Below are 22,148 nucleotides of genomic sequence, written 5' to 3' on the forward strand. Positions count from 1 at the left end.
TCCCCCCTCTCCCCCCCCCCCCCCCCCCCCCCTCCCCCCCCCCCCCCCCCCCCCCCCCCCCCCCCTCCCCCCCCCCCCCCCAAACACCCCCCCCCCCCCCCGGCACCTTCACGTTCGGCGGCCGGGTGTTCCGTCCGGTGCGAACCCCAGCTGTTCCGCCCTCCTGTGACGTGTGGCACGATGCTGGCCACCCCCCGCCGCACGACCGCCACAGGAGACATCCCGCGTGCAGACCTCCGTCGTCCCGGACCTCGCGCACACCCACGCCCGCCCGGTGCACTGGCTCGCCACGGCCACCGCGATGGCCGGGGTCGTCGCGGCCGCCGGTCTGCTGCAACCCGGCCCGGCCACGGCCTCCCAGACGGCCCCGCAGGCCGCCCCCGCGGCCGTGGCGGCGCCCGACCCGGCCGCCGTGCGGTTCCCCCTGGAATGCGGCCCCGTGGGCAGCGTGGTGGCTCGCGAGGCGTCCGGGGACCTCGACGGGGACGGGCGTCCGGAGACCGTCGCGGTGGTCCACTGCGACGCCGGCTCCGGGACGCCGCCGAGCGGCGTCTACGTCCTGACCCTCGGCAGGGACGGCGCGGCACGCGTGGTGGCCACCCTGGTCGAGCCCGGCCGGAAGAAGAACGTCGAGTCCCTCGCGGTACGTGACGGATCGGTCACGGCGACGCTGCTCGGCTACTCGTCACCGGACGTACCGGGCTGCTGTCCCGATCAGAGGGAGCGGGTCAAGTGGCAGTGGAGGGGCGGGAAGTTCGTCCGCACCACCCAGGTCGAAGCGCTGAGTGCCTGAGCGGTCACTCGGCGTCGGGGCCGTAGACCTCGACCCTGTCCGACACGCGCCGGACGTGGATGCAGTCGCCCGGGCACTCCTTCGCGGAGTCCACGACGTCCTGCAGGAGGGTCAGCGGCACCGGCGTGGTCGCCCCCGGGGCCTGCAGCAGCTCGTCCTCCCCGTCCTTCACATAGGCCAGGCCGTCGATGTCGAGCTCGAAGACCTCCGGGGCGTACTGCGCGCAGATGCCGTCGCCGGTGCAGAGATCCTGGTCGATCCAGACCTCCAGAGCCTCCCCGGCCGGTGCGGTCGGAGCCTCGTGCTGCACGGTCATATCTCCTGCCGTTTCCTGCGTCGGATGAGCTTCGCGCTTCTAAGTCGGGCCAGCCCTGACGGGTGTTGACCACTCCGACGATACAACCGCCCGCTTTCCGATGTTGATGGGTGGGTATTCACCTGGCGTGAGGGAGAGCGCAAGGGTGAAGATCGGACACACCTCGACAGTCTTTGTGATCTAGGGGTTTCAATCGACACCCACCCAGGTAGGGTCAGGAAGCGTCCAGCTCCCCTTGGAGGAGGTGAGGACCGTGGCAGCCCACGACGACGACATCAACCGCGGCATCCGGCCGGGGCGGGGGTCTGAAGACCCTGCCGGCCAGGTTGCCTATCTCGAGCAGGAAATCGCCGTCCTGCGACGTAAGCTCGCCGACTCTCCGCGTCATACGAGGATTCTCGAAGAGCGGATCGTCGAGTTGCAGACCAACCTGGCCGGCGTGTCCGCTCAGAACGAGCGGCTCGCCAATACGCTCCGTGAGGCCCGCGACCAGATCGTGGCCCTCAAGGAGGAGGTCGACCGGCTCGCACAGCCGCCGGCCGGCTTCGGTGTCTTCCTGCAGGCGAACGAGGACGGCACGTGCGACATCTTCACCGGGGGCCGCAAGCTCCGGGTGAACGTCAGTCCCAGCGTCGAGCTCGACGAGCTCCGGCGCGGCCAGGAAGTCATGCTCAACGAGGCGCTCAACGTGGTCGAGGCCATGGAGTTCGAGCGTGCCGGGGACATCGTCACCCTCAAGGAGATCCTTGAGGACGGCGAGCGTGCCCTGGTGATCGGGCACACCGACGAGGAACGGGTGGTCAGGCTCGCCGAGCCGCTGCTGGACATCACCATCCGCCCCGGCGACGCCCTGCTTCTCGAGCCCAGGTCCGGCTACGTCTACGAAGTGGTCCCCAAGAGCGAGGTCGAGGAGCTCGTCCTCGAAGAGGTCCCGGACGTCGACTACGACAAGATCGGCGGACTGGGCAACCAGATCGAGCTGATCCGCGACGCGGTCGAGCTTCCGTACCTCTACCCGGACCTCTTCAAGGAGCACGAACTGCGGCCCCCGAAGGGCATCCTGCTCTACGGTCCGCCCGGCTGCGGCAAGACGCTGATCGCGAAGGCCGTCGCCAACTCCCTTGCCAAGAAGGTCGCCGAGGTGACCGGTCAGCCCGCGGGGAAGAGCTACTTCCTCAACATCAAGGGCCCCGAGCTCCTCAACAAGTACGTCGGTGAGACCGAGCGGCACATCCGTCTCGTCTTCCAGCGTGCCCGGGAGAAGGCGAGCGAGGGTACCCCCGTCATCGTCTTCTTCGACGAGATGGAATCCCTCTTCCGCACCCGTGGCTCCGGTGTCAGCTCGGACGTGGAGAACACCATCGTCCCCCAGCTGCTCGCCGAGATCGACGGTGTGGAGGGCCTGGAGAACGTCATCGTCATCGGCGCCTCCAACCGTGAGGACATGATCGACCCCGCGATCCTGCGGCCGGGCCGGCTCGACGTCAAGATCAAGATCGAGCGTCCGGACGCCGAGGCCGCGAAGGACATCTTCGCGAAGTACCTCACGGCCTCGCTGCCGCTGCACGCGGACGACCTGTCCGAGCACAGCGGCTCCAAGGAGGCAGCTGCCCACGCCATGATCCAGTCGGTCGTGGAGCAGATGTACGCGGAGTCCGAGGAGAACCGCTTCCTCGAGGTCACGTACGCCAATGGCGACAAGGAAGTCCTGTACTTCAAGGACTTCAACTCCGGCGCGATGATCCAGAACATCGTCGACCGGGCCAAGAAGATGGCCATCAAGGCCTTCCTCGACCACAACCAGAAGGGCCTTCGGGTCTCCCACCTCCTCCAGGCTTGCGTGGACGAGTTCAAGGAGAACGAGGACCTGCCCAACACCACGAACCCGGACGACTGGGCCCGGATCTCCGGTAAGAAGGGCGAGCGGATCGTCTTCATCCGCACCCTTGTCACCGGAAAGCAGGGCGCGGACACCGGCCGCTCGATCGACACGGTGGCGAACACCGGTCAGTACCTGTAAGACACCGGCCGGCTGCGGATGTCCTGGGATCCCCCGCGAAGGCGGGGGAGGGCGTCCGCAGCCGGTTGCATTCCACGGTCTTCGGCCATGATTCGACGACACCGGAGCAATGACGGAATTGATCTCCCCACCAGCGCAGAGCCGCTCTAGGCTCTTCGGTACCGCCGGGTCGCGCAGTGCGGAGACGGGCCCCGCACACGCACCGGAGAAGCAGCGGTACTTGAGCGCCGTTCCCGAGCGGGAGCGCCGCCGGGCAAGGAGGGCCGCATGACCGTACGGCGAGTAATGGGCATCGAGACGGAGTACGGCATCTCCGTTCCGGGCCACCCGAACGCCAATGCCATGCTCACCTCGTCCCAGATCGTCAACGCGTACGCGGCGGCGATGCACCGGGCGCGCCGCGCCCGCTGGGACTTCGAGGAGGAGAACCCGCTGCGGGACGCCCGCGGCTTCGACCTCGCCCGCGAGGCCGCCGACTCCAGTCAGCTCACCGACGAGGACATCGGCCTGGCCAATGTCATCCTCACCAACGGCGCCCGGCTCTACGTGGACCACGCGCACCCGGAGTACAGCGCCCCCGAGGTCACCAATCCCCGCGACGCCGTGCTCTGGGACAAGGCCGGCGAGCGGATCATGGCAGAGGCCGCCGAGCGCGCGGCCCAGCTCCCCGGGGCCCAGCCGATCCACCTCTACAAGAACAACACCGACAACAAGGGCGCGTCCTACGGAACGCACGAGAACTACCTGATGAAGCGGGAGACCGCCTTCTCGGACATCGTGCGCCACCTCACGCCCTTCTTCGTCTCCCGGCAGGTCGTCACGGGCGCCGGCCGGGTCGGCATCGGCCAGGACGGCCGCGAGCACGGCTTCCAGCTCAGTCAGCGCGCGGACTACTTCGAGGTCGAGGTCGGCCTGGAGACCACCCTCAAGCGGCCGATCATCAACACCCGGGACGAGCCGCACGCCGACGCGGAGAAGTACCGCAGGCTCCACGTGATCATCGGCGACGCGAACCTGTCCGAGATCTCGACCTACCTGAAGCTCGGCACGACCTCCCTGGTCCTCTCCATGATCGAGGACGGCTTCATCAATGTCGACCTGGCCGTGGACCAGCCGGTCCGCACCCTGCACCAGGTCTCCCACGACCCCACGCTGCACCATCTGATCACGCTCCGCAGCGGCCGGACACTCACCGCCGTCCAGCTCCAGATGGAGTACTTCGAGCTCGGCCGCAAATACGTCGAGGAGCGCTTCGGCGCGGACGCCGACGAGCAGACCAAGGACATCCTCGTGCGCTGGGAGGACACCCTCAACCGGCTCGAGAACGATCCGATGAGCCTGTCCGGGGAGCTGGACTGGGTCGCCAAGCGGGAGCTCATGGAGGGCTATCGCCGCCGTGACAGCCTCGACTGGGACGCCGCCCGGCTGCACCTCGTCGACCTGCAGTACGCCGACGTACGGCCCGACAAGGGCCTGTACAACCGTCTGGTGGCCCGCGGGAAGATGAAGCGGCTCCTGGACGAGACGGCCGTGGAGAGGGCCGAGACGAAGCCCCCGGAGGACACCCGGGCCTACTTCCGGGGCCGCTGCCTGGAGCAGTACGCCGACGACGTGGCCGCCGCCTCCTGGGACTCGGTCATCTTCGACCTGCCGGGGCGCGACTCGCTCCAGCGCGTCCCGACCCTGGAACCCCTCCGGGGGACCCGTAACCACGTCAAGGAGCTCCTGGACCGGTGCCGTACGGCCGAGGAACTCGTCCGCGTCCTTTCGGGCAGCTGAGGGCCTCTGAGGGGGCACGAGGGCGGCCTCCGGACGGATCCGCGCACGCCCGGGGCCCCGAGTACGGCTGAAAGGGCTCCCGGCCGGGAATCATGGTGGTGGCCCCCGGACGTTCCCGTAACTGCGGGGCCGATGTCAGACCTGGCTTGTAGGGTCTGATCTTGAGAGACCGAACCAGGCGGGCAAACCGAGCGGGGTGAGGGAAATGGCGACCAAGGACACCGGCGGCGGACAGCAGAAGTCGACGCGTTCCACCGAGGAGGTCGAGGAGCAGGCGCAGGACGCGCAGGCATCCGAGGACCTCAAGGAGCGTCAGGAAAAGCTCTCGGACGACGTCGACTCCGTACTCGACGAGATCGACGACGTTCTCGAGGAGAACGCCGAGGACTTCGTGCGGTCCTTTGTGCAAAAGGGCGGCGAGTAGCTCCCCGGACTGCCTCCGGGACGACCGCAGTTGTCCGTTCCGGTGTCCTCGGCGAAAGCTGTCGGCACCGGGACGGATGACCGGCGGCGACACGGGTAAGGTCCGTGCACAGTACGCAAGATCGGCCCGGCCGTCCCACTGGCGGGCCGCCTCTCTCATCCGGAAGGAAACGCGTGGAAGCCAACCCTCGTAGCACCGGGCGTCTGCCGGCAGCCTTCCTGACGCCGGGCTCGTCCTCGTTCCTGGACTTCCTGGCCGACCACTCGCCCGAGATGCTGCCGGGCAATCGGAGTCTGCCCGTGCAGGGCGCCATCGAGGCACCGCACGGGACGACCATCGTCGCCACGTCCTTCCCCGGCGGCGTGGTGCTCGCCGGTGACCGGCGGGCCACGATGGGCAACATGATCGCGCAGCGTGACATCGAGAAGGTCTTCCCCGCCGACGAGTACTCGGCCGTGGGCATCGCCGGCACCGCCGGCCTGGCCGTGGAGATGGTCAAGCTCTTCCAGCTGGAACTGGAGCACTTCGAGAAGGTCGAAGGCGTCCAGCTCTCCCTGGAGGGCAAGGCCAACCGGCTCTCCACGATGATCCGTAGCAATCTGGGCATGGCCATGCAGGGCCTGGCCGTCGTCCCGCTCTTCGCGGGCTGGGACGTGGACCGCGAGAAGGGCCGCATCTTCTCGTACGACGTCACGGGCGGCCGTTCCGAGGAGCAGGGGTATGCGGCCACCGGCTCCGGCTCGATCTTCGCCCGTGGAGCGATGAAGAAGCTCTACCGCAGCGATCTGACGGAGGAGCAGGCCATCACCCTGGTCATCCAGGCGCTGTACGACGCCGCCGACGACGACTCGGCGACCGGCGGCCCGGACGTGGCCCGCCGGATCTACCCCATCGTCACCGTCATCACGGACGAGGGCTTCCGCCGCCTCACCGAGGCGGAGTCCTCCGACGTCGCCCGCGTGATCCTGGAGCGCCGTCTCGAACAGCCCGACGGCCCGCGCGCCGCGCTGCTCTGATGATCCGCCAGCCACGGCTGGAAGGTGCCTCCACGCCAATAACAGAAAGGGACGGATAGCCGGTGTCGACGCCGTTCTATGTCTCACCTCAACAGGCCATGGCCGACCGGGCGGAGTACGCCCGCAAGGGCATCGCCCGTGGACGCAGCCTCGTAGTGCTGCAGTACGCCGACGGCATTGTCTTCGTCGGCGAGAACCCGTCCCGCGCGCTGCACAAGTTCAGCGAGATCTACGACCGGATCGGCTTCGCCGCGGCCGGCAAGTACAACGAGTACGAGAACCTCCGCATCGGCGGCGTGCGCTACGCCGACCTGCGCGGCTACACCTACGACCGCGACGACGTCACCGCCCGTGGCCTCGCCAACGTCTACGCCCAGACGCTGGGCACGATCTTCTCCAGCGCCGGCGAGAAGCCGTACGAGGTGGAGCTGGTCGTCGCCGAGGTGGGCGTCTCACCCGAGGGCGACCAGATCTACCGGCTGCCCCACGACGGATCGATCGTCGACGAGCACGGTTCGGTCGCGGTCGGCGGCAACGCCGAGCAGATCGGCAGCTTCCTCGACCAGCGGCACCGCGACGGCATGTCGCTCGCGGAGGCGCTGAAACTGGCCGTCCAGGCCCTGTCCCGGGACACCAACGGCAGCGAGCGGGAGATCCCCGCGGAGCGCCTGGAGGTGGCGGTCCTGGACCGCACCCGTCCGCAGGAGCGCAAGTTCAAGCGGATCGTCGGCCGCCAGCTCGCCCGCCTCCTGGAGGCCGACGGCGCCCCGTCCACCCCGACGGATGCACCGTCCGACGAGGCCCCGGAACCGGGCAAGGACGCCCCCGGCGGCCCCGCGGTGTAACCGCCGCCCGGTGTTCGTCTCGGCCGCCCCGGCCCGCCGCACCAGCGGACGGGCCGGGGCTTCGCCGTTTCCCGGGGCCGGCAAGCCCCTCGGCCTCACCGGCTGGAAGGCGGGCCGGGTCGCCGCGGGCGCGGACCGGCCGGCCGCCGTGCGGGGCCCGCGCGGGCGGTCAGGCCCGGGGCGGGGGGCCCGAGGAGGCCCGGGCGGCCAGGGTCACCGGTAGGTCCACGGTCTCCGGCGGCCGGCCGGCCAGGACCGCGAGCAGCGCCTCCATGCCCCGCTCGCCGACCCGCTCGGCAGGCAGCCGGACCGTCGTGAGCTCCGGTTCCACCGCCGTCGCCAGCGCCAGATCGTCGAAACCGGTCACCGAGACGTCCTCGGGAACCCGCAGCCCGAGCCGCCGCACCGCCTTGCAGGCGCCGGCGGCCAGGATGTCGTCGTCGCAGATCAACGCCGTCGGCCGGGGGCCCGGCGCGGTCAGCGCCCGCTCGGCGGTCTCCAGGGCCGCGTGCACGTCCAGCGGAGCCCGTACGGTCCGCACGGAGACGCCCCGGAGCGACTCGGCCAGCGCCGCGGCCCTTACATCGAAGGTCCAGGACGGCACCGCCGACGCCAGATGCACGAAGCGGCGGTGGCCCAGACCGAGCAGATGCTCCGTCACCTGCCGCATCCCGTCGGCGATGTCGAGGTTGACATGGGCTGCGGCGGACTGGTCCGAGGGATCGCTGTCCAGCATCACCAGAGGAAGGTCGGTGCCGCGGAACGCCGTGAGGGCGTCGGCCGCCATCGAGGAGGCGATCACCCCGTCCAGCGCGGCCCGCGCGGAGGCGAAGGGGTCCTTGGCCGGACCGACGCCGGCGGGGGAGGGGTACAGCACCACGCCGAAGCCGTGTCGCGCGGCCACCGTGGCCGCGCCCGTGTAGACGCGGGCGAAGAACTCGTTGGTGAGCGCCGGAACGACCAGCAGCGCCGTCCTGGTCCGGCCGAGCCGCAGATTGCGGGCCGCCAGATTGGGCCGGTAGCCCAGCTCCCGCGCCGCCTCGCGGACGACCCCCGCGGTGCGCTCGGAGACCCGTCCGCGCCACTTGTCGCCCAGCACCAGGGACACGGTGGCCTGGGAGACCCCCGCGACGCGTGCGACATCCCGGCTGGTGGGGCGCGTCCCGCCGACGGACTCCGGGGTCTGCACACATGCCTCCGCGATCGACGTCACCGCCCCGAGGGTGGACCCACGGGCTGCCGACATGGTACGTATGACCCAGGACGTTATACGTAAAACCTCGGTCGGGACGCCCGGGGGAGAGGAGCCACATGGCCACCGAGGCCAAGGCAGCCACGGGATATCTGGACATCCTGAAGGCGCCGCACGCCGCCCGGCTGCTCGCCGGGACCCTCGTCGGCCGGCTCCCCAACGGCACCGCGCCCATCGCCATCGTGCTCTTCACCCGCTCCGAGGGCGGCAGCTACAGCCTCGCCGGAGGCCTCGCCGCCGCCTACGGCCTCGCCACCGCCGTCGGCCAGCCCCTGCTCGGCCGTGCCGTCGACCTGCGCGGCCAGCCCCGCGTCCAGTTCCCCGCGGCCGTCGTCTCCGCCCTGGGCATGGCACTGCTGGCGCTCATAGGCATCGAGCCGCTCCTCCTCGCCTACCTCGCAGTCACCGTCGCGGGCCTCTTCACCCCGCCCCTCGAAGGCGGTCTGCGCGCCCTGTGGCCGAGCGTCCTCGGACGCGAGGACCGGGTCCACCGCGCGTACGCGATGGACGCCGTGGCCCAGGAAGTCATGTTCACCGTCGGACCGTTGCTGGTGACCGTGATCGTCTCCCTGTGGTCCCCCGCCGCCGCGCTGCTGGTCATCAACGTGCTCGGCGTCCTCGGCGCCCTCTCCGTCGTCGTCAGCGAGCCCTCCCGCGCCTGGCGCTCCGCACCCCGGGAGGCCCACTGGCTCGGCGCGCTGCGCTCACCCGGACTCCTCGCCCTGCTCGGCTCGTTCTTCTTCGTCGGCCTCGCTCTCGGCTCCATCACCGTCGCCGGTGTCGCCTACGCCGACGACCACGGCCGCGAATCGGTCTACGGCTGGCTGATGGCCGCACTCGGACTCGGCGCGCTCCTCGGCGGAGTCGTCTACGGCGCACGTCGGTGGGCAGGTCCCCCCGAGCGCCGACTGCGTGTCATCGTCGGCCTGCTCGCCCTGGGTTATCTGCCGCTGACGCTGACCCCCGGCGTGCTCGCCATGACCGCACTCGCCGCCGTCTCCGGCGTGTTCCTCGCCCCCGCCATCGCCTGCGCCTTCATCGTCGTCGACCGCCACGCCCCCAGCGGTACGGTCACCGAGGCGTTCTCCTGGCTGGTCACCACCTTCGGCGTCGGCGCCGCCGTCGGAACGGCCGCCGCCGGCCCGGCCGTAGAGCTCTGGGGGACCCCCGCCGGCTTCGCCGTCGCCGGCGCCGGTGGAATCGCCGCCCTGCTGGTCCTGATGGCCACCGGAAGGGTCCTCGCAGTTCCCGGCCGTTCGGCGCGACACGCCGAGGTCATCACGAGCTCATCGGAAAATGATCGAAACGGTGCAGTCGAACCCGGTTTCAGCTCACGCCATCAGGCGTAATGTTCAGTCATGGACCGCCGCATTTTCGGGCTGGAGAACGAGTACGGCGTCACGTGCACGTTCAGGGGACAGCGCCGACTGTCACCTGACGAAGTGGCGCGCTACCTCTTCCGCCGTGTTGTGTCATGGGGCCGCAGCAGCAATGTCTTCCTGCGGAACGGCGCCCGCCTGTACCTCGACGTGGGATCGCATCCGGAATACGCGACACCCGAATGCGACAACGTGACCGAACTGGTCACCCACGACAAGGCGGGCGAGCGCATTCTCGAAGGCCTGCTCGTCGACGCCGAACGCCGCCTGCACGAGGAGGGAATCGCGGGCGACGTCTATCTCTTCAAGAACAACACCGACTCGGCGGGAAACTCCTACGGCTGCCACGAGAACTATCTCGTCGCCCGCCACGGAGAGTTCTCCCGGCTCGCGGACATCCTCATTCCGTTCCTCGTCACCCGGCAGCTGATCTGCGGCGCCGGCAAGGTGCTCCAGACGCCGCGCGGAGCCGTCTACTGCGTCAGCCAGCGTGCCGAGCACATCTGGGAGGGCGTCAGCTCCGCCACCACCCGTTCGCGTCCCATCATCAACACCCGCGACGAACCGCACGCGGACGCCGAGCGCTACCGCCGTCTGCATGTCATCGTCGGCGACTCGAACATGTCCGAGACGACGATGCTCCTCAAGGTCGGCGCCACCGACCTCGTTCTGCGCATGATCGAGGCCGGTACGGTGATGCGCGACCTGACCCTGGAGAACCCGATCCGGGCGATCCGCGAGGTCAGCCACGACATCACCGGCCAGCGCAAGGTCCGCCTCGCCAGCGGGCGCGAGGCATCCGCGCTCGAGGTCCAGCGGGAGTACTACGAGAAGGCCGTGGACTTCGTCGACCGCCGGGGCATCCGCACCGGCACCGTCGCCCAGGTCCTCGAGCTGTGGGGCCGCACGCTCGACGCCATCGAGGCGGAGGACCTCGACCGGATCGGCACCGAGATCGACTGGGTCATGAAGTACAAGCTCATCGAGCGGTACCGCGCCAAGAACAACATGACCATGTCGCACCCCAGGGTCGCGCAGATAGACCTCGCCTACCACGACATCCACCGTCGGCGGGGTCTGTACTACCTCCTCGAGCGCAAGGGCCAGGCCGCCAGGATCTGCAACGACCTGAAGATCTTCGAGGGCAAGTCGGTGCCCCCGCAGACCACCAGGGCGCGGCTGCGCGGCGACTTCATCCGCCGCGCACAGGAGCAGCGACGGGACTTCACGGTCGACTGGGTCCACCTCAAGCTCAACGACCAGGCGCAGCGCACCGTGTTGTGCAAGGACCCCTTCCGGTCGGTCGACGACCGGGTGGAAAAGCTGATCGCCGGAATGTAGAACCGCCCTCCGGAAGGCGACCCGGGCCCCGCACGTTCCTCGTGCGGGGCCCTCGGCACGCCCTAGAGTGTCGGGCAACTACTGTGCCGTCTGAGATCTGAGGAACACGTGCGCCGACTTGCCGGCCTTCTCGTCGTCCCCTTGCTGCTGCTGTCGGCAGCGGCCTGTGGCAATGACAAGGGATCCGAATCCGCCTCGATGAAGAACGGGCTCCCCGCCATCACCGCGGGTGCCAAGTTCGGAGAGAAGCCCACCCTCGCCAAGGGCGAAGGCGACCCGCCCAAGGAACTCAAGGTCAATGTCATCAGCGAGGGCGACGGCGCCGTCACGAAGAAGGGCGACGCCCTTCAGGTCAACTACCTGGGTCAGGCCTGGGACTCCGACAAGCCGTTCGACAACAGCTTCGACCGCAAACAGCCGTTCGACCTGACGCTCGGCGCCGGACAGGTCATCAAGGGCTGGGACCAGGGCCTGGAGGGCCAGAAGGTCGGCAGCCGCGTCGAGATCGGCATCCCGCCGGCGCTCGGCTACGGCGATCAGGGCCAGGGCGACATCAAGCCCAACGCCACCCTCGTCTTCGTCGTCGACATCCTGAAGGCGACGACCATCCCCAAGTCCGCCGCGGGCACCCCGGTCGCCCAGGACAACATCGACCTGCCGAAGGTCGGCACCAACACGGACGGCAAGGCCCCCACGGTCACGGTCCCCAAGTCCGCCCCGCCGGCCAAGCTCGTCTCCACCTACGTCCTGGAGTCCAAGGGCGAGGTCGTCAAGGCCACCGACACAGTCGTCGTGAACTACGTCGCGCTGCTGTGGAAGGACGGAAAGAAGTTCGACTCCACCTTCGACACGGGCAAGACCGCGAACTTCCCGCTGGCGCAGGTCACGCTCAAGGGCCTCAAGAACGGCATCGTGGGCAAGAAGGTGGGCAGCCGCATCCTCATCGTCGCACCCCCGGCCGAGGCGTTCGGTGACAAGGAACAGCAGGGCATCCCGAAGAACTCCACCCTCGTCTTCGCCGTGGACATCCTGGCGAAGATGTAAGACTGTCCCGGTTGCCCAGTTCATCAGTTGAGGAGCAAGTTCAGTGAGCATCGAGAAGCCCGAGATCGACTTCCCGGGCGGCGAGCCGCCGGCCGACCTGGAGATCAAGGAGATCTGGGAGGGCGACGGCGAGGTCGCCGGCGCCGGTGACTTCGTCAAGGTCCACTACGTGGGCGTGGCCTTCTCCACGGGCGAGGAGTTCGACGCGTCCTGGAACCGTGGCACCCCGCTGGACTTTCAGCTCGGAGTCGGCCAGGTCATCCAGGGCTGGGACAAGGGCGTGCAGGGCATGAAGGTCGGCGGCCGCCGCCAGCTGATCATCCCCGCGCACCTCGCGTACGGCGACCGTGGCGCCGGTGGCGCCATCGCCCCCGGCGAGACGCTGATCTTCGTCTGCGACCTGGTGGGCGTTGCCAAGCGCTGATCATTTCTGATCGAAACGAGGGCCCGTGCCTGGCTGCACGGGCCCTCCGCTTTTGCCACGACACCCCGGGGCGGTACGGTCATCGGGCGATAGTGTGACTCCATCAGAAGAGGTGCAGGGCGTCGATGGCGATTGCCAAGGCCGAGCGGCTGATGAATCTGGCGCTGTGCCTGCTGGGAACCCGGCGCCCGCTGAGCAAGCGTGAGCTGCGCGGCTCCATCGAGGCATACGTCGAGGCCTTCAGGCCCGGAGACGGCGCGGCCGGCAACGACGACTCCTTCAACCGGATGTTCGAGCGCGACAAGGATGACCTGCGCGAGCTCGGCCTGGTGATCGAGACCGTGGAGAACCTCGACGGCGACACCGGCTATCTCGCCCGCCGCGACTCCAACCGGCTGCCCCCCATCACCCTGGATGCCGAGGAGGCCGCCGCCCTCGGCCTCGCCGCCAAGGTCTGGCAGCAGGCGCGCCTCGCGGGAGCCGCCAGTGGCGCCCTGCAGAAGCTGCGCGCCGCGGGGATGCCCGAGGCGGAGGACACGTACGACGCCCAGCACAGCGCGCTGGAACCCCGCATCCCGGTCCACGAGACCGCCTTCGAACCGCTGATGCTCGCCTGCCGCGACCGCCGCCCCGTCGTCTTCGACTACCGCAAGGCGAACGCCGCACGCCCCGAGACCCGCCAGGTCGAGCCCTGGACCCTGGAGTGCTGGCGCGGCCACTGGTACCTGGCCGGCTGGGACCGCGACCGTGGCGCCGAGCGCGTGTTCCGCCTCTCCCGCATCACCGGCAAGGTCCGATCCCGGGCCGGCGCCTTCACCGCCCCCGTACCCGACGTCTCGACCGTCCGCGAGACCGTCGAGAGCTGGGCGGGGGAGACCGCGACCCGTTCGGCGGTGATCAGGCTGCGCTCCGGCTGCGGCTACCCGCTGCGCGCCCGCGCCCTCGCCGTACGGGAGCGCGAGGACGGCTGGGACGAGTTGGAGATTCCGTACGGACACGGCCTGGACGCCTGGCTCGTCGAGTTCGGCCCGGACGTCGTCGTACTGGAGCCCGCGGATCTGCGGGCCGATGTGGTGGACCGGCTGCGCGCCGTCGCCAAGGGTTGAGGGGGACCGTACAAGCGATGGCCACGAACGCGATCGACCAGACCAGGCGGATGCTGTCACTGGTGACCTATCTCCGGGAGCGCCCGGGCGCGCACGTCTCCGACGTCGCCCGCGCCTTCGGGATCACCGAGGACGAGCTGATCTCCGACCTCGACGTCCTGCCCATGTGCGGGACGAGCTTCCGGGGCGGCGACCTCCTGGACATCGACACCGACGGCGACCGGATCTGGTGGCACAACCCCGACGACGTCGCCGAGCCGCTGCGGCTCGCCGCCGACGAGGCCACCGCCCTGCTCGTCGCCGCCCGCGCCGTCGCCACGCTCCCGGGGCTGCGGGAGGGCGACCGCGAAGCGCTGCTGCGCGCCACCGCCAAGCTGGAGACCGCGGCCGGCGAGGCGGCCGGCGCCAGTTCCCGGCTGTCGGTCACCTTCGAATCGGAGGGCGGGGTCTTCGCCGAGGTCGACCGTGCCATCTCCGAGCGGCGCCGCCTCTGGCTCCGCTATTACTCGCCCGCGCGCGACGAGCTCACCGAGCGCGAGGTCGATCCGATCCGGCTCTTCGCCGTCGGCCACACGTACATGGAGGCGTGGTGCCGGCTCTCGGAGGCCCGGCGCACCTTCCGTCTCGACCGGGTCGCCGAGATCCGGATCCTCGACGACCCCTCCGCGCCGCCGGAGATCGAACTGCGTGATCTCTCCGAGGGGCTCGTCCAGCCGTCGGCCGACGACCCGGAGGTCGTGGTCGAGGTCGGGCCGGGCGGCCGCTGGGTCGCCGAGTACTACCCGCACGACAGCGCGGAGGAGCTGCCGGACGGCGGCCTGCGCATCACCCTGCGGACCCCCGCCCCGGCGTCGCTGCGGCGGCTGGCGCTGCGGCTGGGCCGGGACGGGCGGATCGTCTCCCCGCAGGACCTGGCGGACAGCGCCCAGCGGGCGGCGGCCGAGGCCCTCGCCGCGTACGACGCGCAGGAGTGAGCGGTCCGGCCGCGAAGGCCCGGGGTGGTTCCGCCCGGCGGACCTGACGGAGACGGCCGGGCAGAGCACGGAGTCGACCGAGCAGACGAAGGTGAGAAAGTTGAGGGAAATGTCCGTGATGCACGGAATCTCCGCCTCCATGGCGCCGGTCCTCTTCAAGGCCGCCTGCCCCGACTGCCGTTCTCGCATCGAACTCTCCGCAGGCGCCCTGCGCCTCGCGATCGGCGGCAGCAGCCGCACCACCTTCTACTCCTTCACCTGCCCCGAGTGCGGCAGTGCCGTCCGCAAGCCGGCGGGCGAACGCATCATCGAACTCCTCACCGGCGGCGGAGTGCGCACCCTGCGTCTCCACTCCACCTCCACTGCCTGACCACCCCCGCACCGTTTAGGCTCAGCGCATGTTCTGGCCCATGCTCGCCATCGCCCTGGGGTTCCTCGGGATCGCCGTGCTCGGCATCCTCGGCATCAAGGTCTTCGTCGAGGCCCAGCGCCTCGGCCGCCAAGTGGCCCGCACCACAGAGCGGATCACCCGCGCCGCCGAGGATCTGGAGCGCGCGGCCACCGATCTGAGCCGTACCGGCGAGGCCTTGCGCTAGCGGGCGCGGTCTCCTCCTCGACAGACCCGACAGGTACGCTGCTGATCGCGGCGCAGGTGATGAGGCGCCGGCCGCAACGGGAGTATGCGCGGGGATTGCCGTGCGTTTACCCGTGCGAGTTACGATCGCTGAAGGCCGCTGTTCGGACACCAGTCCGTTCGACGGCCAGCAGCCCAGCCCCATGCCGCCTCGGTGAGAAGGTAGACAACGCTTATGTTCCGACAGATCGGTCCCACCGAGATCATTCTGATCCTCCTCGTCGTCGTCCTCCTGTTCGGCGCCAAGAAGCTTCCGGAGATGGCTCGTTCGCTGGGCAAGTCCGCCCGCATCCTGAAGAGCGAGGCGAAGGCGATGAAGTCGGAGGGCCAGCAGACCGCCCCCACCGACCCGCCGGCCGAGCAGCCCGCGGCGCCGCGCACGATCAAGGCCGCGCCCGGCGACGTGACCAGCGCCCGCCCCGTCACGGAGCCCACCGACACCACCCCCCAGCGCTGACCCCAAGGCCGCCCCTCGCGGCCTGCCGCACGAGATGAGGACGTGGGTTGCTCAAGCCTGCCCGCAGCAAGAAGGAGAAGGACCCCGAGGGGCGGATGCCGCTCTCGGACCATCTGCGTGAGCTTCGCAACCGGCTCGCGAAGGCGATGCTGGCGATCACGATCGCGTCGATCGCCGCCGCGTTCTACAGCCAGGAGCTGATGGACTTCCTCTCCTCGCCCGTGCCCAAGTGCCCTCCAGGCACAGGCATCGCGGACAACACCGGCGGCCGGTGTGTGATCATCGCGTACCAGACGATGCTGTCCCCGTTCACCTCGACCATCAAGGTGATCATGCTGGCGGGCGTCATCGTCTCCTGCCCGGTCTGGCTCTACCAGCTGTGGGCGTTCGTCGCGCCAGGACTCCACAAGAGCGAGAAGAAGTACACGTACTACTTCGCCAGCGTCGCCGTGCCGCTCTTCGCCGCCGGCGCCTACATCGCCTACCTGATCATGCCGGTCAGCGTGAAGGTCCTCATCAGCATCACCCCCGACGTCGCGTCGAACTTCCTCTCCCTCGACGACGTCCTGGACTTCACCACCAGAATGGTGCTGATCTTCGGCCTCGCCTTCGAGCTGCCACTGCTTCTGATCATGCTCAACTTCGCGGGCATCGTCACCGGCAGGCGGATGGCCGGGTGGTGGCGCGGAGTGATCATGGGCATCTTCGTCTTCGGCGCCGTCGCCACGCCCTCGACCGACCCGCTCGGCATGATCGCCCTGTCCGGACCGATCATCGTCCTGTACTTCATCGCCGTCGGGATCTCGATCCTCAACGACAAGCGCCGCCGCAGGAACGATCTGGACGCGGAGCTCGACGACGGCGAGGCGTCCGACCTCGACCTCACCCCCTCGGCCATCGGCGAGGTCGAGACCGTGCCCTCCGCGCGGGCCCTGCCCGAGCAGGCCGGCGGTGAGGCGGACGGCGGAAGGTCCCCCCGTATCAACGGTTACGACGACATCACCTGACCTTGTAAGGTCCGGAAGGGTGACCAGCGAGATCACCCTCTTCGTCAATCCCACCGCGGGACGCGGCCGGGGCGCGCACGCCGCGCAGCCGGCCGCTCGTGCGCTCCGGGACGCCGGATACTCCGTACGGACCGTCCTCGGAACCGACGCCGAGGACGCGTTGCGCCGCGCACGCGAAGCCGTCGACGGCGGTACCGGCGCCCTGATCGCCGTCGGCGGCGACGGACTGGTCTCCCTCGCCCTGCAGGCGGTCGCCGGCACGCTCACCCCTCTCGGAGTCGTCGCCGTCGGCACGGGCAACGACTTCGCCCGCGCCCTCGGACTGCCCATCCGTGCCCCCGCCGAAGCGGGAAGACTCGCCGCCCGGTCCCTCAAAGGCGGACGGACACGGGACATCGACCTGGGAAGGGTCGGCGACCGCTGGTTCGGGACGGTCCTCGCCTCCGGTTTCGACTCACGCGTCAACGACCGCGGCAACCGGATGCGCCGCCCCAGCGGCCGGCTCAAGTACGACCTCGCCATGATCGCCGAGCTCGCCGCCTTCCGGCCCATCCCTTACCGGATCGCCCTCGACGACGGCCCCGAACTGGAGATCGAAGCGACGCTGGTCGCCGTCGGCAACGGCACCTCCTACGGCGGCGGCATGCGCATCTGCGCCGACGCCTCGCTCGACGACGGGCTCTTCGACATCACCGTCGTCGGCGACTGCTCACGCGCCACCCTGCTCAAGGTCTTCCCGCGCGTCTACCGGGGAACCCATCTGACCCACCCCAAGGTCACCGTCCACCGGGCCGCCCGCATCACCCTCGAGGCGCCCGGCAGCACCGGATACGCCGACGGCGAGCCCCTTGGAGCCCTGCCGCTCACCGCCACCTGCGTCCCCGCAGCCGCTCGCGTCCTGGTCGCCTGAGCCGCCCGCGATCAGTACCACCATCGGAAATTAAAGATCGCGCCCACTGTCAGAGGCGGCGGGTAGGCTCGACAACAAGATGACAGAGGACCTCACACCAGCCGAAGCGTACGCAGCTGCCCGGATCCGCGCCGCCGAGCAGGCCTCCGCGCTGGCACCCTTCCGAGAGATGTACGACTTCGATCTGGACCCCTTCCAGATCGAGGCATGCAAAGCCCTCGAAACGGGCAAGGGCGTGCTCGTCGCCGCCCCCACCGGTTCCGGCAAGACCATCGTCGGCGAATTCGCCGTCCACCTCGCCCTCCTCCAGGGGCGCAAGTGCTTCTACACCACGCCCATCAAGGCGCTGTCCAACCAGAAGTACTCCGACCTGGTCAAGCGCTACGGCCCGGAGAAGGTCGGCCTCCTCACCGGTGACAACAGCGTCAACGGCGACGCGCCGATCATCGTCATGACCACCGAGGTCCTCCGCAACATGCTGTACGCGGGGTCCCAGGCGCTCAGCGGCCTCGGCCATGTCGTCATGGACGAGGTCCATTACCTCTCCGACCGCTTCCGGGGCGCCGTCTGGGAAGAAGTGATCATCCATCTCCCGGAATCGGTGACCCTTGTGTCGCTCTCCGCGACCGTGTCCAACGCCGAGGAGTTCGGCGACTGGCTCGACACCGTCCGCGGCGACACCGAGGTCATCGTCTCCGAGTCCCGGCCGGTGCCCCTGTGGCAGCACGTCCTCGCCGGACGCCGGATGTACGACCTCTTCGAGGAGGAGACCGACCACGGCGGCCGCGGAGCCACCCGCCGGGAGGTCAACCCCGACCTCGTCCGTCTCGCCCGCAGCGAGAACCAGCGCACCTACAACCCGCGCGAACGCCGCCGGGGCAAGATGGTCCGCGAGGCCGACCGCGAGCGCGAGCGCCGTCAGCGCTCCCGGATCTGGACGCCCGGCCGGCCCGAGGTCATCGAACGGCTCGACGCCGAAGGCCTCCTGCCCGCCATCACCTTCATCTTCAGCCGCGCCGGCTGCGAGGCCGCCGTACAGCAGTGTCTGTACGCCGGTCTGCGCCTCAACGACGACGAAGCACGCCAGAAGGTCCGCGAAATCGTCGAAGCGCGCACCGCGACCATCCCCGGGGAGGACCTCAACGTCCTCGGCTACTACGAATGGCTCGAAGGCCTCGAGCGAGGCATCGCCGCGCACCACGCCGGCATGCTTCCCACCTTCAAGGAAGTCGTCGAGGAACTCTTCGTCCGCGGGCTCGTCAAGGCCGTCTTCGCGACCGAGACCCTCGCCCTCGGCATCAACATGCCCGCCCGTTCCGTCGTGCTCGAAAAGCTCGTCAAATGGAACGGCGAACAGCACGCCGACATCACCCCCGGCGAATACACCCAGCTCACCGGCCGGGCCGGACGCCGGGGCATCGACGTCGAAGGCCACGCCGTCGTCCTCTGGCAGCGCGGCCTCGACCCCGGCCAGCTCGCCGGACTCGCCGGCACCCGCACCTATCCGCTGCGCTCCAGCTTCAAGCCGTCCTACAACATGGCCGTCAACCTGGTCGACCAGTTCGGACGCCACCGCTCCCGCGAGCTGCTGGAAACGTCCTTCGCGCAGTTCCAGGCCGACAAGTCCGTCGTCGGCATCTCCCGCCAGGTCCAGCGCAACGAGGAGGGCCTCGAAGGCTACCGGGAGGGCATGACCTGCCACCTCGGCGATTTCGAGGAGTACGCGCGCCTCCGCCGCGAACTCAAGGACCGCGAGACCGAACTGGCCAAGCAGGGCGCCGCCCAGCGGCGCGCCGCCGCCGCGAGCTCCCTGGAGAAGCTCAAGCCGGGCGACGTCATCCACGTCCCCACCGGCAAGTTCGCCGGACTCGCACTCGTCCTGGACCCCGGCGTCCCGGCCGGCCGCACCAACGGCCACCGGGGCTTCGAGCAGCACGACGGGCCGCGCCCGCTCGTGCTCACCGCCGAACGACAGGTCAAGCGGCTCGCCTCCATCGACTTCCCCGTGCCCGTCGAACCGCTGGAGCGGATGCGGATCCCGAAGTCGTTCAACGCGCGCTCGCCCCAGTCCCGCCGGGACCTGGCCTCGGCCCTGCGCAGCAAGGCCGGACATATCGAGCCCGAGCGGCACCGCAGGCAGCGCGCCGCCGCCGCCGACGACCGCGAGATCTCGCGCCTGCGCACCGAGATCCGCGCCCACCCCTGCCACGGCTGCGACGAGCGCGAGGACCACGCCCGCTGGGCCGAGCGCTACCACCGCCTCCAGCGCGACACCCGCCAGCTGGAGCGGCGCATCGAGGGCCGGACCAATACCATCGCCCGCACCTTCGACCGGATCGTCGCGCTTCTCACCGAACTGGACTACCTCCGCGCCGACTCCGTCACCGAACACGGCAAGCGGCTGGCGCGGCTCTACGGCGAACTCGACCTCCTCGCCAGCGAGTGCCTCCGCGACCGTGTGTGGGAAGGCCTCAACCCGGCCGAACTCGCTGCCTGTGTCTCTGCGCTGGTCTATGAAGCACGCCAGTCCGACGACGCCGTAGCACCCAAGCTCCCCACCGGGGCCGCGAAGGCCGCACTCGGCGAAATGGTCCGCATCTGGGGCCGACTGGACGCGCTCGAGGAAGAGTTCAAGATCAACCAGGCGGAGGGCGTCGGACAGCGCGAGCCCGACCTCGGGTTCGCGTGGGCCGCCCACCAGTGGGCGTCCGGCAGAGGGCTCGACGAAGTACTGCGCGAAGCGGAAATGCCCGCCGGTGACTTCGTGCGCTGGTGCAAGCAGGTCATCGATGTACTGGGCCAGATCGCCGCGGCCGCGCCACGCGACAACAGCACCGTGGCGAAGAACGCGCGCAAGGCCGTCGACGGGCTGCTCAGAGGCGTCGTCGCCTACAGCTCCGTAGGCTGACGGCCTTCTGGGCCGAAACGGGAAGGGGGGCCTCGCGGTGCGCCACCGCGGGGCCCCTTCCCGTATTTTCGAAAGCCGGCCGACTCAGACCGTGGCGTGCTCTCTCGCCCCGGTCTCCGCGCCGGTCCGTGCCTTCGCCTCCGCGCCGGCCTGCGCCTGCGCCTCGGCGCCCGTCTTCGCCTTGGCGGCGTCCCGCTTGGCGACCTCCTCGCGCACCAGCGGGATCACATGGCGGCCGAAGTCGATCGCGTCGTCCAGCAGGTCGTAGCCGCGCGCCGACAGCACCTCCACGCCCAGGTCGTAGTAGTCCAGCAGCGCCTGCGCCACCGTTTCCGGCGTGCCCACCAGAGCCGTCGAATTGCCCGCGCCACCCGTCTCCGCGGCCGTCGGTGTCCACAGGGCCCGGTCGTGCAGCTCGCCCTGGCGCGCCACCTCCAGCAATCGCTGCGAGCCGGTGTTCTCCGGTGACTTCAGCGGATGGCGACGGCTCAGCTGCCCGCCCGCCTTCCGCGCCCGGATCCGCGCCAGCGTCTCGTGCGCCTTCTCCCAGGCCAGCTCCTCCGTCGGCGCGATGATCGGCCGGAAGGCCACCTGGATCCTCGGCACATCCGTCCGGCCCGCCTCGGCCGCCGCCGCGCGCACCGACGCGATCTGCTCGGCCGTCTGTGCCAAGGGCTCGCCCCAAAGGCAGTAGATGTCCGCCTCGGCGCCGCCGGCCGCGTAGGCGGCGGGCGACGAACCACCGAACGACACCAGCGGATGCGGGTCCTGCACCGGGAAGGTGTCACTTACGAAATCGTTGAAACGGTAGAAGGATCCCTCGTGATCGAAGGCCTCCCGGCTCGTCCAGGCCTGCTTCACGATGCGTATGTACTCCAGCGTGCGCGCGTACCGCTCTTCCTTGCCGACGAAGTCGCCCTCGCGCTGCTGCTCGTGGTCATTGCCGCCGGTGATGAAGTGCACCGCCAGACGGCCGTCACTGATCGCGTCCAGCGTCGCGAACGTCTTCGCGGCGAACGTCGGGTACGACACGTTCGGCCGGTGAGCGACCAGGATCTGGAGCGTCTCCGTGCGTGCGGCGATGTACGCGGCCGCCGGGGAGGGATCGGGGGACCCCGAACCGTAGGCGAACAACACCCGGTCCCAGCCGTACTCCTGATGCGCACGCGCCAACTTGAGCGTGTACTCCTTGTCGAAGGACGCACCCGAACGGGCGGTCACTTCGGACCCTGCGTTGGTGGCGGCGATACCGAGAAACTCCACAGGCATGGTGCGGCCTCATTTCACACAACAGTGTTCGGTCGGGGCGACGGACGGACGGGGAGCCGTCACCGACAACACGACGCGGACCACACACGACCGAAGTCGATGTGGTCACGGGTGACCAACCGCGGTAGAGGACGCATCAGGCGCATCGCGTCAGTGGAACAACCCCGGCGTGGGAGCGTCAACAGATCCGGTCCCCAACCCGGGCACTGTTCATACGGTGTTATTCCGCGCCGATTCCAGTGCCTCCGCC

At 69.6% G+C, this 22,148-nt stretch carries 21 protein-coding genes; 18 read left to right on the forward strand and 3 right to left on the reverse strand.

Annotation, left to right across the window (positions count from 1 at the left end; all coding sequences use genetic code 11):
* Positions 1 to 226: 226 nt before the first annotated feature.
* Positions 227 to 793, forward strand: a complete 567-nt coding sequence (locus tag ACZ5VC_RS27685) for a hypothetical protein (RefSeq protein ID WP_469122732.1) — start codon at positions 227 to 229, stop codon at positions 791 to 793.
* 4 nt (positions 794 to 797) lie between these two features.
* On the opposite strand, the gene ACZ5VC_RS27690 is transcribed toward ACZ5VC_RS27685, so the two are convergent.
* Positions 798 to 1,109, reverse strand: coding sequence for a ferredoxin (locus ACZ5VC_RS27690; protein ID WP_469122733.1), 312 nt, complete (start codon positions 1,107 to 1,109; stop codon positions 798 to 800).
* A gap of 253 nt (positions 1,110 to 1,362) precedes the next feature.
* Between ACZ5VC_RS27690 and arc the strand changes: the two genes are divergently transcribed.
* From arc to prcA, 5 genes are all read left to right on the forward strand, one after another.
* Positions 1,363 to 3,129, forward strand: a complete 1,767-nt coding sequence (gene arc, locus ACZ5VC_RS27695; protein ID WP_468709450.1) for a proteasome ATPase — start codon at positions 1,363 to 1,365, stop codon at positions 3,127 to 3,129.
* Positions 3,130 to 3,396: 267 nt separating this feature from the next.
* Positions 3,397 to 4,908: a depupylase/deamidase Dop gene (gene dop, locus ACZ5VC_RS27700; RefSeq protein WP_469122734.1), complete on the forward strand. Its 1,512-nt coding sequence runs from the start codon at positions 3,397 to 3,399 to the stop codon at positions 4,906 to 4,908.
* Positions 4,909 to 5,113: 205 nt separating this feature from the next.
* Positions 5,114 to 5,332: a ubiquitin-like protein Pup gene (locus ACZ5VC_RS27705; RefSeq protein ID WP_468709447.1), complete on the forward strand. Its 219-nt coding sequence runs from the start codon at positions 5,114 to 5,116 to the stop codon at positions 5,330 to 5,332.
* 173 nt (positions 5,333 to 5,505) lie between these two features.
* Positions 5,506 to 6,348 carry a proteasome subunit beta gene (gene prcB, locus ACZ5VC_RS27710; protein WP_469122735.1) on the forward strand — a complete coding sequence of 281 codons (843 nt, stop codon included), beginning with the start codon at positions 5,506 to 5,508 and terminating at the stop codon, positions 6,346 to 6,348.
* 62 nt (positions 6,349 to 6,410) lie between these two features.
* Positions 6,411 to 7,193: a proteasome subunit alpha gene (gene prcA / locus ACZ5VC_RS27715; RefSeq protein WP_469122736.1), complete on the forward strand. Its 783-nt coding sequence runs from the start codon at positions 6,411 to 6,413 to the stop codon at positions 7,191 to 7,193.
* A 169-nt stretch (positions 7,194 to 7,362) separates the two neighbouring features.
* Here prcA and ACZ5VC_RS27720 read toward each other — a convergent pair whose 3' ends face one another.
* Positions 7,363 to 8,382, reverse strand: coding sequence for a LacI family DNA-binding transcriptional regulator (locus ACZ5VC_RS27720; RefSeq protein ID WP_469122943.1), 1,020 nt, complete (start codon positions 8,380 to 8,382; stop codon positions 7,363 to 7,365).
* A gap of 122 nt (positions 8,383 to 8,504) precedes the next feature.
* Between ACZ5VC_RS27720 and ACZ5VC_RS27725 the strand changes: the two genes are divergently transcribed.
* The 12 genes from ACZ5VC_RS27725 (at position 8,505) to ACZ5VC_RS27780 (ending at position 20,629) form a co-directional block, all read left to right on the forward strand.
* Entirely contained in the window at positions 8,505 to 9,794 is a 1,290-nt protein-coding gene (locus ACZ5VC_RS27725) for an MFS transporter (RefSeq protein WP_469122737.1), read from the forward strand.
* A 9-nt stretch (positions 9,795 to 9,803) separates the two neighbouring features.
* The gene (pafA, locus tag ACZ5VC_RS27730) at positions 9,804 to 11,165 is read left to right on the forward strand and encodes a Pup--protein ligase (protein WP_147990651.1); all 1,362 of its coding nucleotides are present in this window, start codon (positions 9,804 to 9,806) and stop codon (positions 11,163 to 11,165) included.
* Between the two features lie 108 nt (positions 11,166 to 11,273).
* Positions 11,274 to 12,209 carry an FKBP-type peptidyl-prolyl cis-trans isomerase gene (locus tag ACZ5VC_RS27735; protein ID WP_469122738.1) on the forward strand — a complete coding sequence of 312 codons (936 nt, stop codon included), beginning with the start codon at positions 11,274 to 11,276 and terminating at the stop codon, positions 12,207 to 12,209.
* Between the two features lie 43 nt (positions 12,210 to 12,252).
* Complete coding sequence (locus tag ACZ5VC_RS27740) at positions 12,253 to 12,633, forward strand: FKBP-type peptidyl-prolyl cis-trans isomerase (protein WP_468709439.1); 381 nt, start codon at positions 12,253 to 12,255, stop codon at positions 12,631 to 12,633.
* A 125-nt stretch (positions 12,634 to 12,758) separates the two neighbouring features.
* On the forward strand, positions 12,759 to 13,739 hold the full coding sequence (locus ACZ5VC_RS27745) for a helix-turn-helix transcriptional regulator (RefSeq protein WP_468709437.1): 981 nt from the start codon (positions 12,759 to 12,761) through the stop codon (positions 13,737 to 13,739).
* A gap of 17 nt (positions 13,740 to 13,756) precedes the next feature.
* Positions 13,757 to 14,713: a helix-turn-helix transcriptional regulator gene (locus tag ACZ5VC_RS27750; RefSeq protein WP_469122739.1), complete on the forward strand. Its 957-nt coding sequence runs from the start codon at positions 13,757 to 13,759 to the stop codon at positions 14,711 to 14,713.
* 109 nt (positions 14,714 to 14,822) lie between these two features.
* A complete protein-coding gene (locus ACZ5VC_RS27755) occupies positions 14,823 to 15,083 on the forward strand; it encodes a hypothetical protein (protein WP_468709735.1) in 261 nt (86 codons plus the stop codon).
* Positions 15,084 to 15,111: 28 nt separating this feature from the next.
* On the forward strand, positions 15,112 to 15,309 hold the full coding sequence (locus ACZ5VC_RS27760) for a hypothetical protein (protein ID WP_469122740.1): 198 nt from the start codon (positions 15,112 to 15,114) through the stop codon (positions 15,307 to 15,309).
* A 213-nt stretch (positions 15,310 to 15,522) separates the two neighbouring features.
* Entirely contained in the window at positions 15,523 to 15,804 is a 282-nt protein-coding gene (gene tatA, locus ACZ5VC_RS27765) for a Sec-independent protein translocase subunit TatA (RefSeq protein WP_468709434.1), read from the forward strand.
* Positions 15,805 to 15,899: 95 nt separating this feature from the next.
* Positions 15,900 to 16,811, forward strand: a complete 912-nt coding sequence (gene tatC / locus ACZ5VC_RS27770; RefSeq protein WP_469122944.1) for a twin-arginine translocase subunit TatC — start codon at positions 15,900 to 15,902, stop codon at positions 16,809 to 16,811.
* A gap of 19 nt (positions 16,812 to 16,830) precedes the next feature.
* Positions 16,831 to 17,721 (forward strand): diacylglycerol kinase, encoded by an 891-nt coding sequence (locus ACZ5VC_RS27775; RefSeq protein WP_469122741.1) that lies wholly within the window; start codon positions 16,831 to 16,833, stop codon positions 17,719 to 17,721.
* 79 nt (positions 17,722 to 17,800) lie between these two features.
* Complete coding sequence (locus tag ACZ5VC_RS27780) at positions 17,801 to 20,629, forward strand: DEAD/DEAH box helicase (RefSeq protein ID WP_469122742.1); 2,829 nt, start codon at positions 17,801 to 17,803, stop codon at positions 20,627 to 20,629.
* Between the two features lie 84 nt (positions 20,630 to 20,713).
* Here the strand turns inward: ACZ5VC_RS27780 and ACZ5VC_RS27785 are convergent, their stop codons facing one another.
* Positions 20,714 to 21,898, reverse strand: coding sequence for an LLM class flavin-dependent oxidoreductase (locus ACZ5VC_RS27785; protein ID WP_469122743.1), 1,185 nt, complete (start codon positions 21,896 to 21,898; stop codon positions 20,714 to 20,716).
* Positions 21,899 to 22,148 lie beyond the last annotated feature (250 nt).

It is taken from the genome of Streptomyces sp. NPDC033174, from assembly GCF_055577795.1.

Excerpts from the sequence above, each read along its gene's own strand:
- ACZ5VC_RS27690 (WP_469122733.1), bottom strand. The coding sequence starts at position 1,109 with ATGACCGTGCAGCACGAGGCTCCGACCGCACCGGCCGGGGAGGCTCTG.
- dop (WP_469122734.1), top strand. The coding sequence starts at position 3,397 with ATGACCGTACGGCGAGTAATGGGCATCGAGACGGAGTACGGCATCTCC.
- ACZ5VC_RS27705 (WP_468709447.1), top strand. The coding sequence starts at position 5,114 with ATGGCGACCAAGGACACCGGCGGCGGACAGCAGAAGTCGACGCGTTCC.
- ACZ5VC_RS27725 (WP_469122737.1), top strand. The coding sequence starts at position 8,505 with ATGGCCACCGAGGCCAAGGCAGCCACGGGATATCTGGACATCCTGAAG.
- pafA (WP_147990651.1), top strand. The coding sequence starts at position 9,804 with ATGGACCGCCGCATTTTCGGGCTGGAGAACGAGTACGGCGTCACGTGC.
- ACZ5VC_RS27745 (WP_468709437.1), top strand. The coding sequence starts at position 12,759 with ATGGCGATTGCCAAGGCCGAGCGGCTGATGAATCTGGCGCTGTGCCTG.
- ACZ5VC_RS27750 (WP_469122739.1), top strand. The coding sequence starts at position 13,757 with ATGGCCACGAACGCGATCGACCAGACCAGGCGGATGCTGTCACTGGTG.
- ACZ5VC_RS27755 (WP_468709735.1), top strand. The coding sequence starts at position 14,823 with ATGTCCGTGATGCACGGAATCTCCGCCTCCATGGCGCCGGTCCTCTTC.
- ACZ5VC_RS27760 (WP_469122740.1), top strand. The coding sequence starts at position 15,112 with ATGTTCTGGCCCATGCTCGCCATCGCCCTGGGGTTCCTCGGGATCGCC.
- tatA (WP_468709434.1), top strand. The coding sequence starts at position 15,523 with ATGTTCCGACAGATCGGTCCCACCGAGATCATTCTGATCCTCCTCGTC.
- tatC (WP_469122944.1), top strand. The coding sequence starts at position 15,900 with ATGCCGCTCTCGGACCATCTGCGTGAGCTTCGCAACCGGCTCGCGAAG.
- ACZ5VC_RS27780 (WP_469122742.1), top strand. The coding sequence starts at position 17,801 with ATGACAGAGGACCTCACACCAGCCGAAGCGTACGCAGCTGCCCGGATC.
- ACZ5VC_RS27785 (WP_469122743.1), bottom strand. The coding sequence starts at position 21,898 with ATGCCTGTGGAGTTTCTCGGTATCGCCGCCACCAACGCAGGGTCCGAA.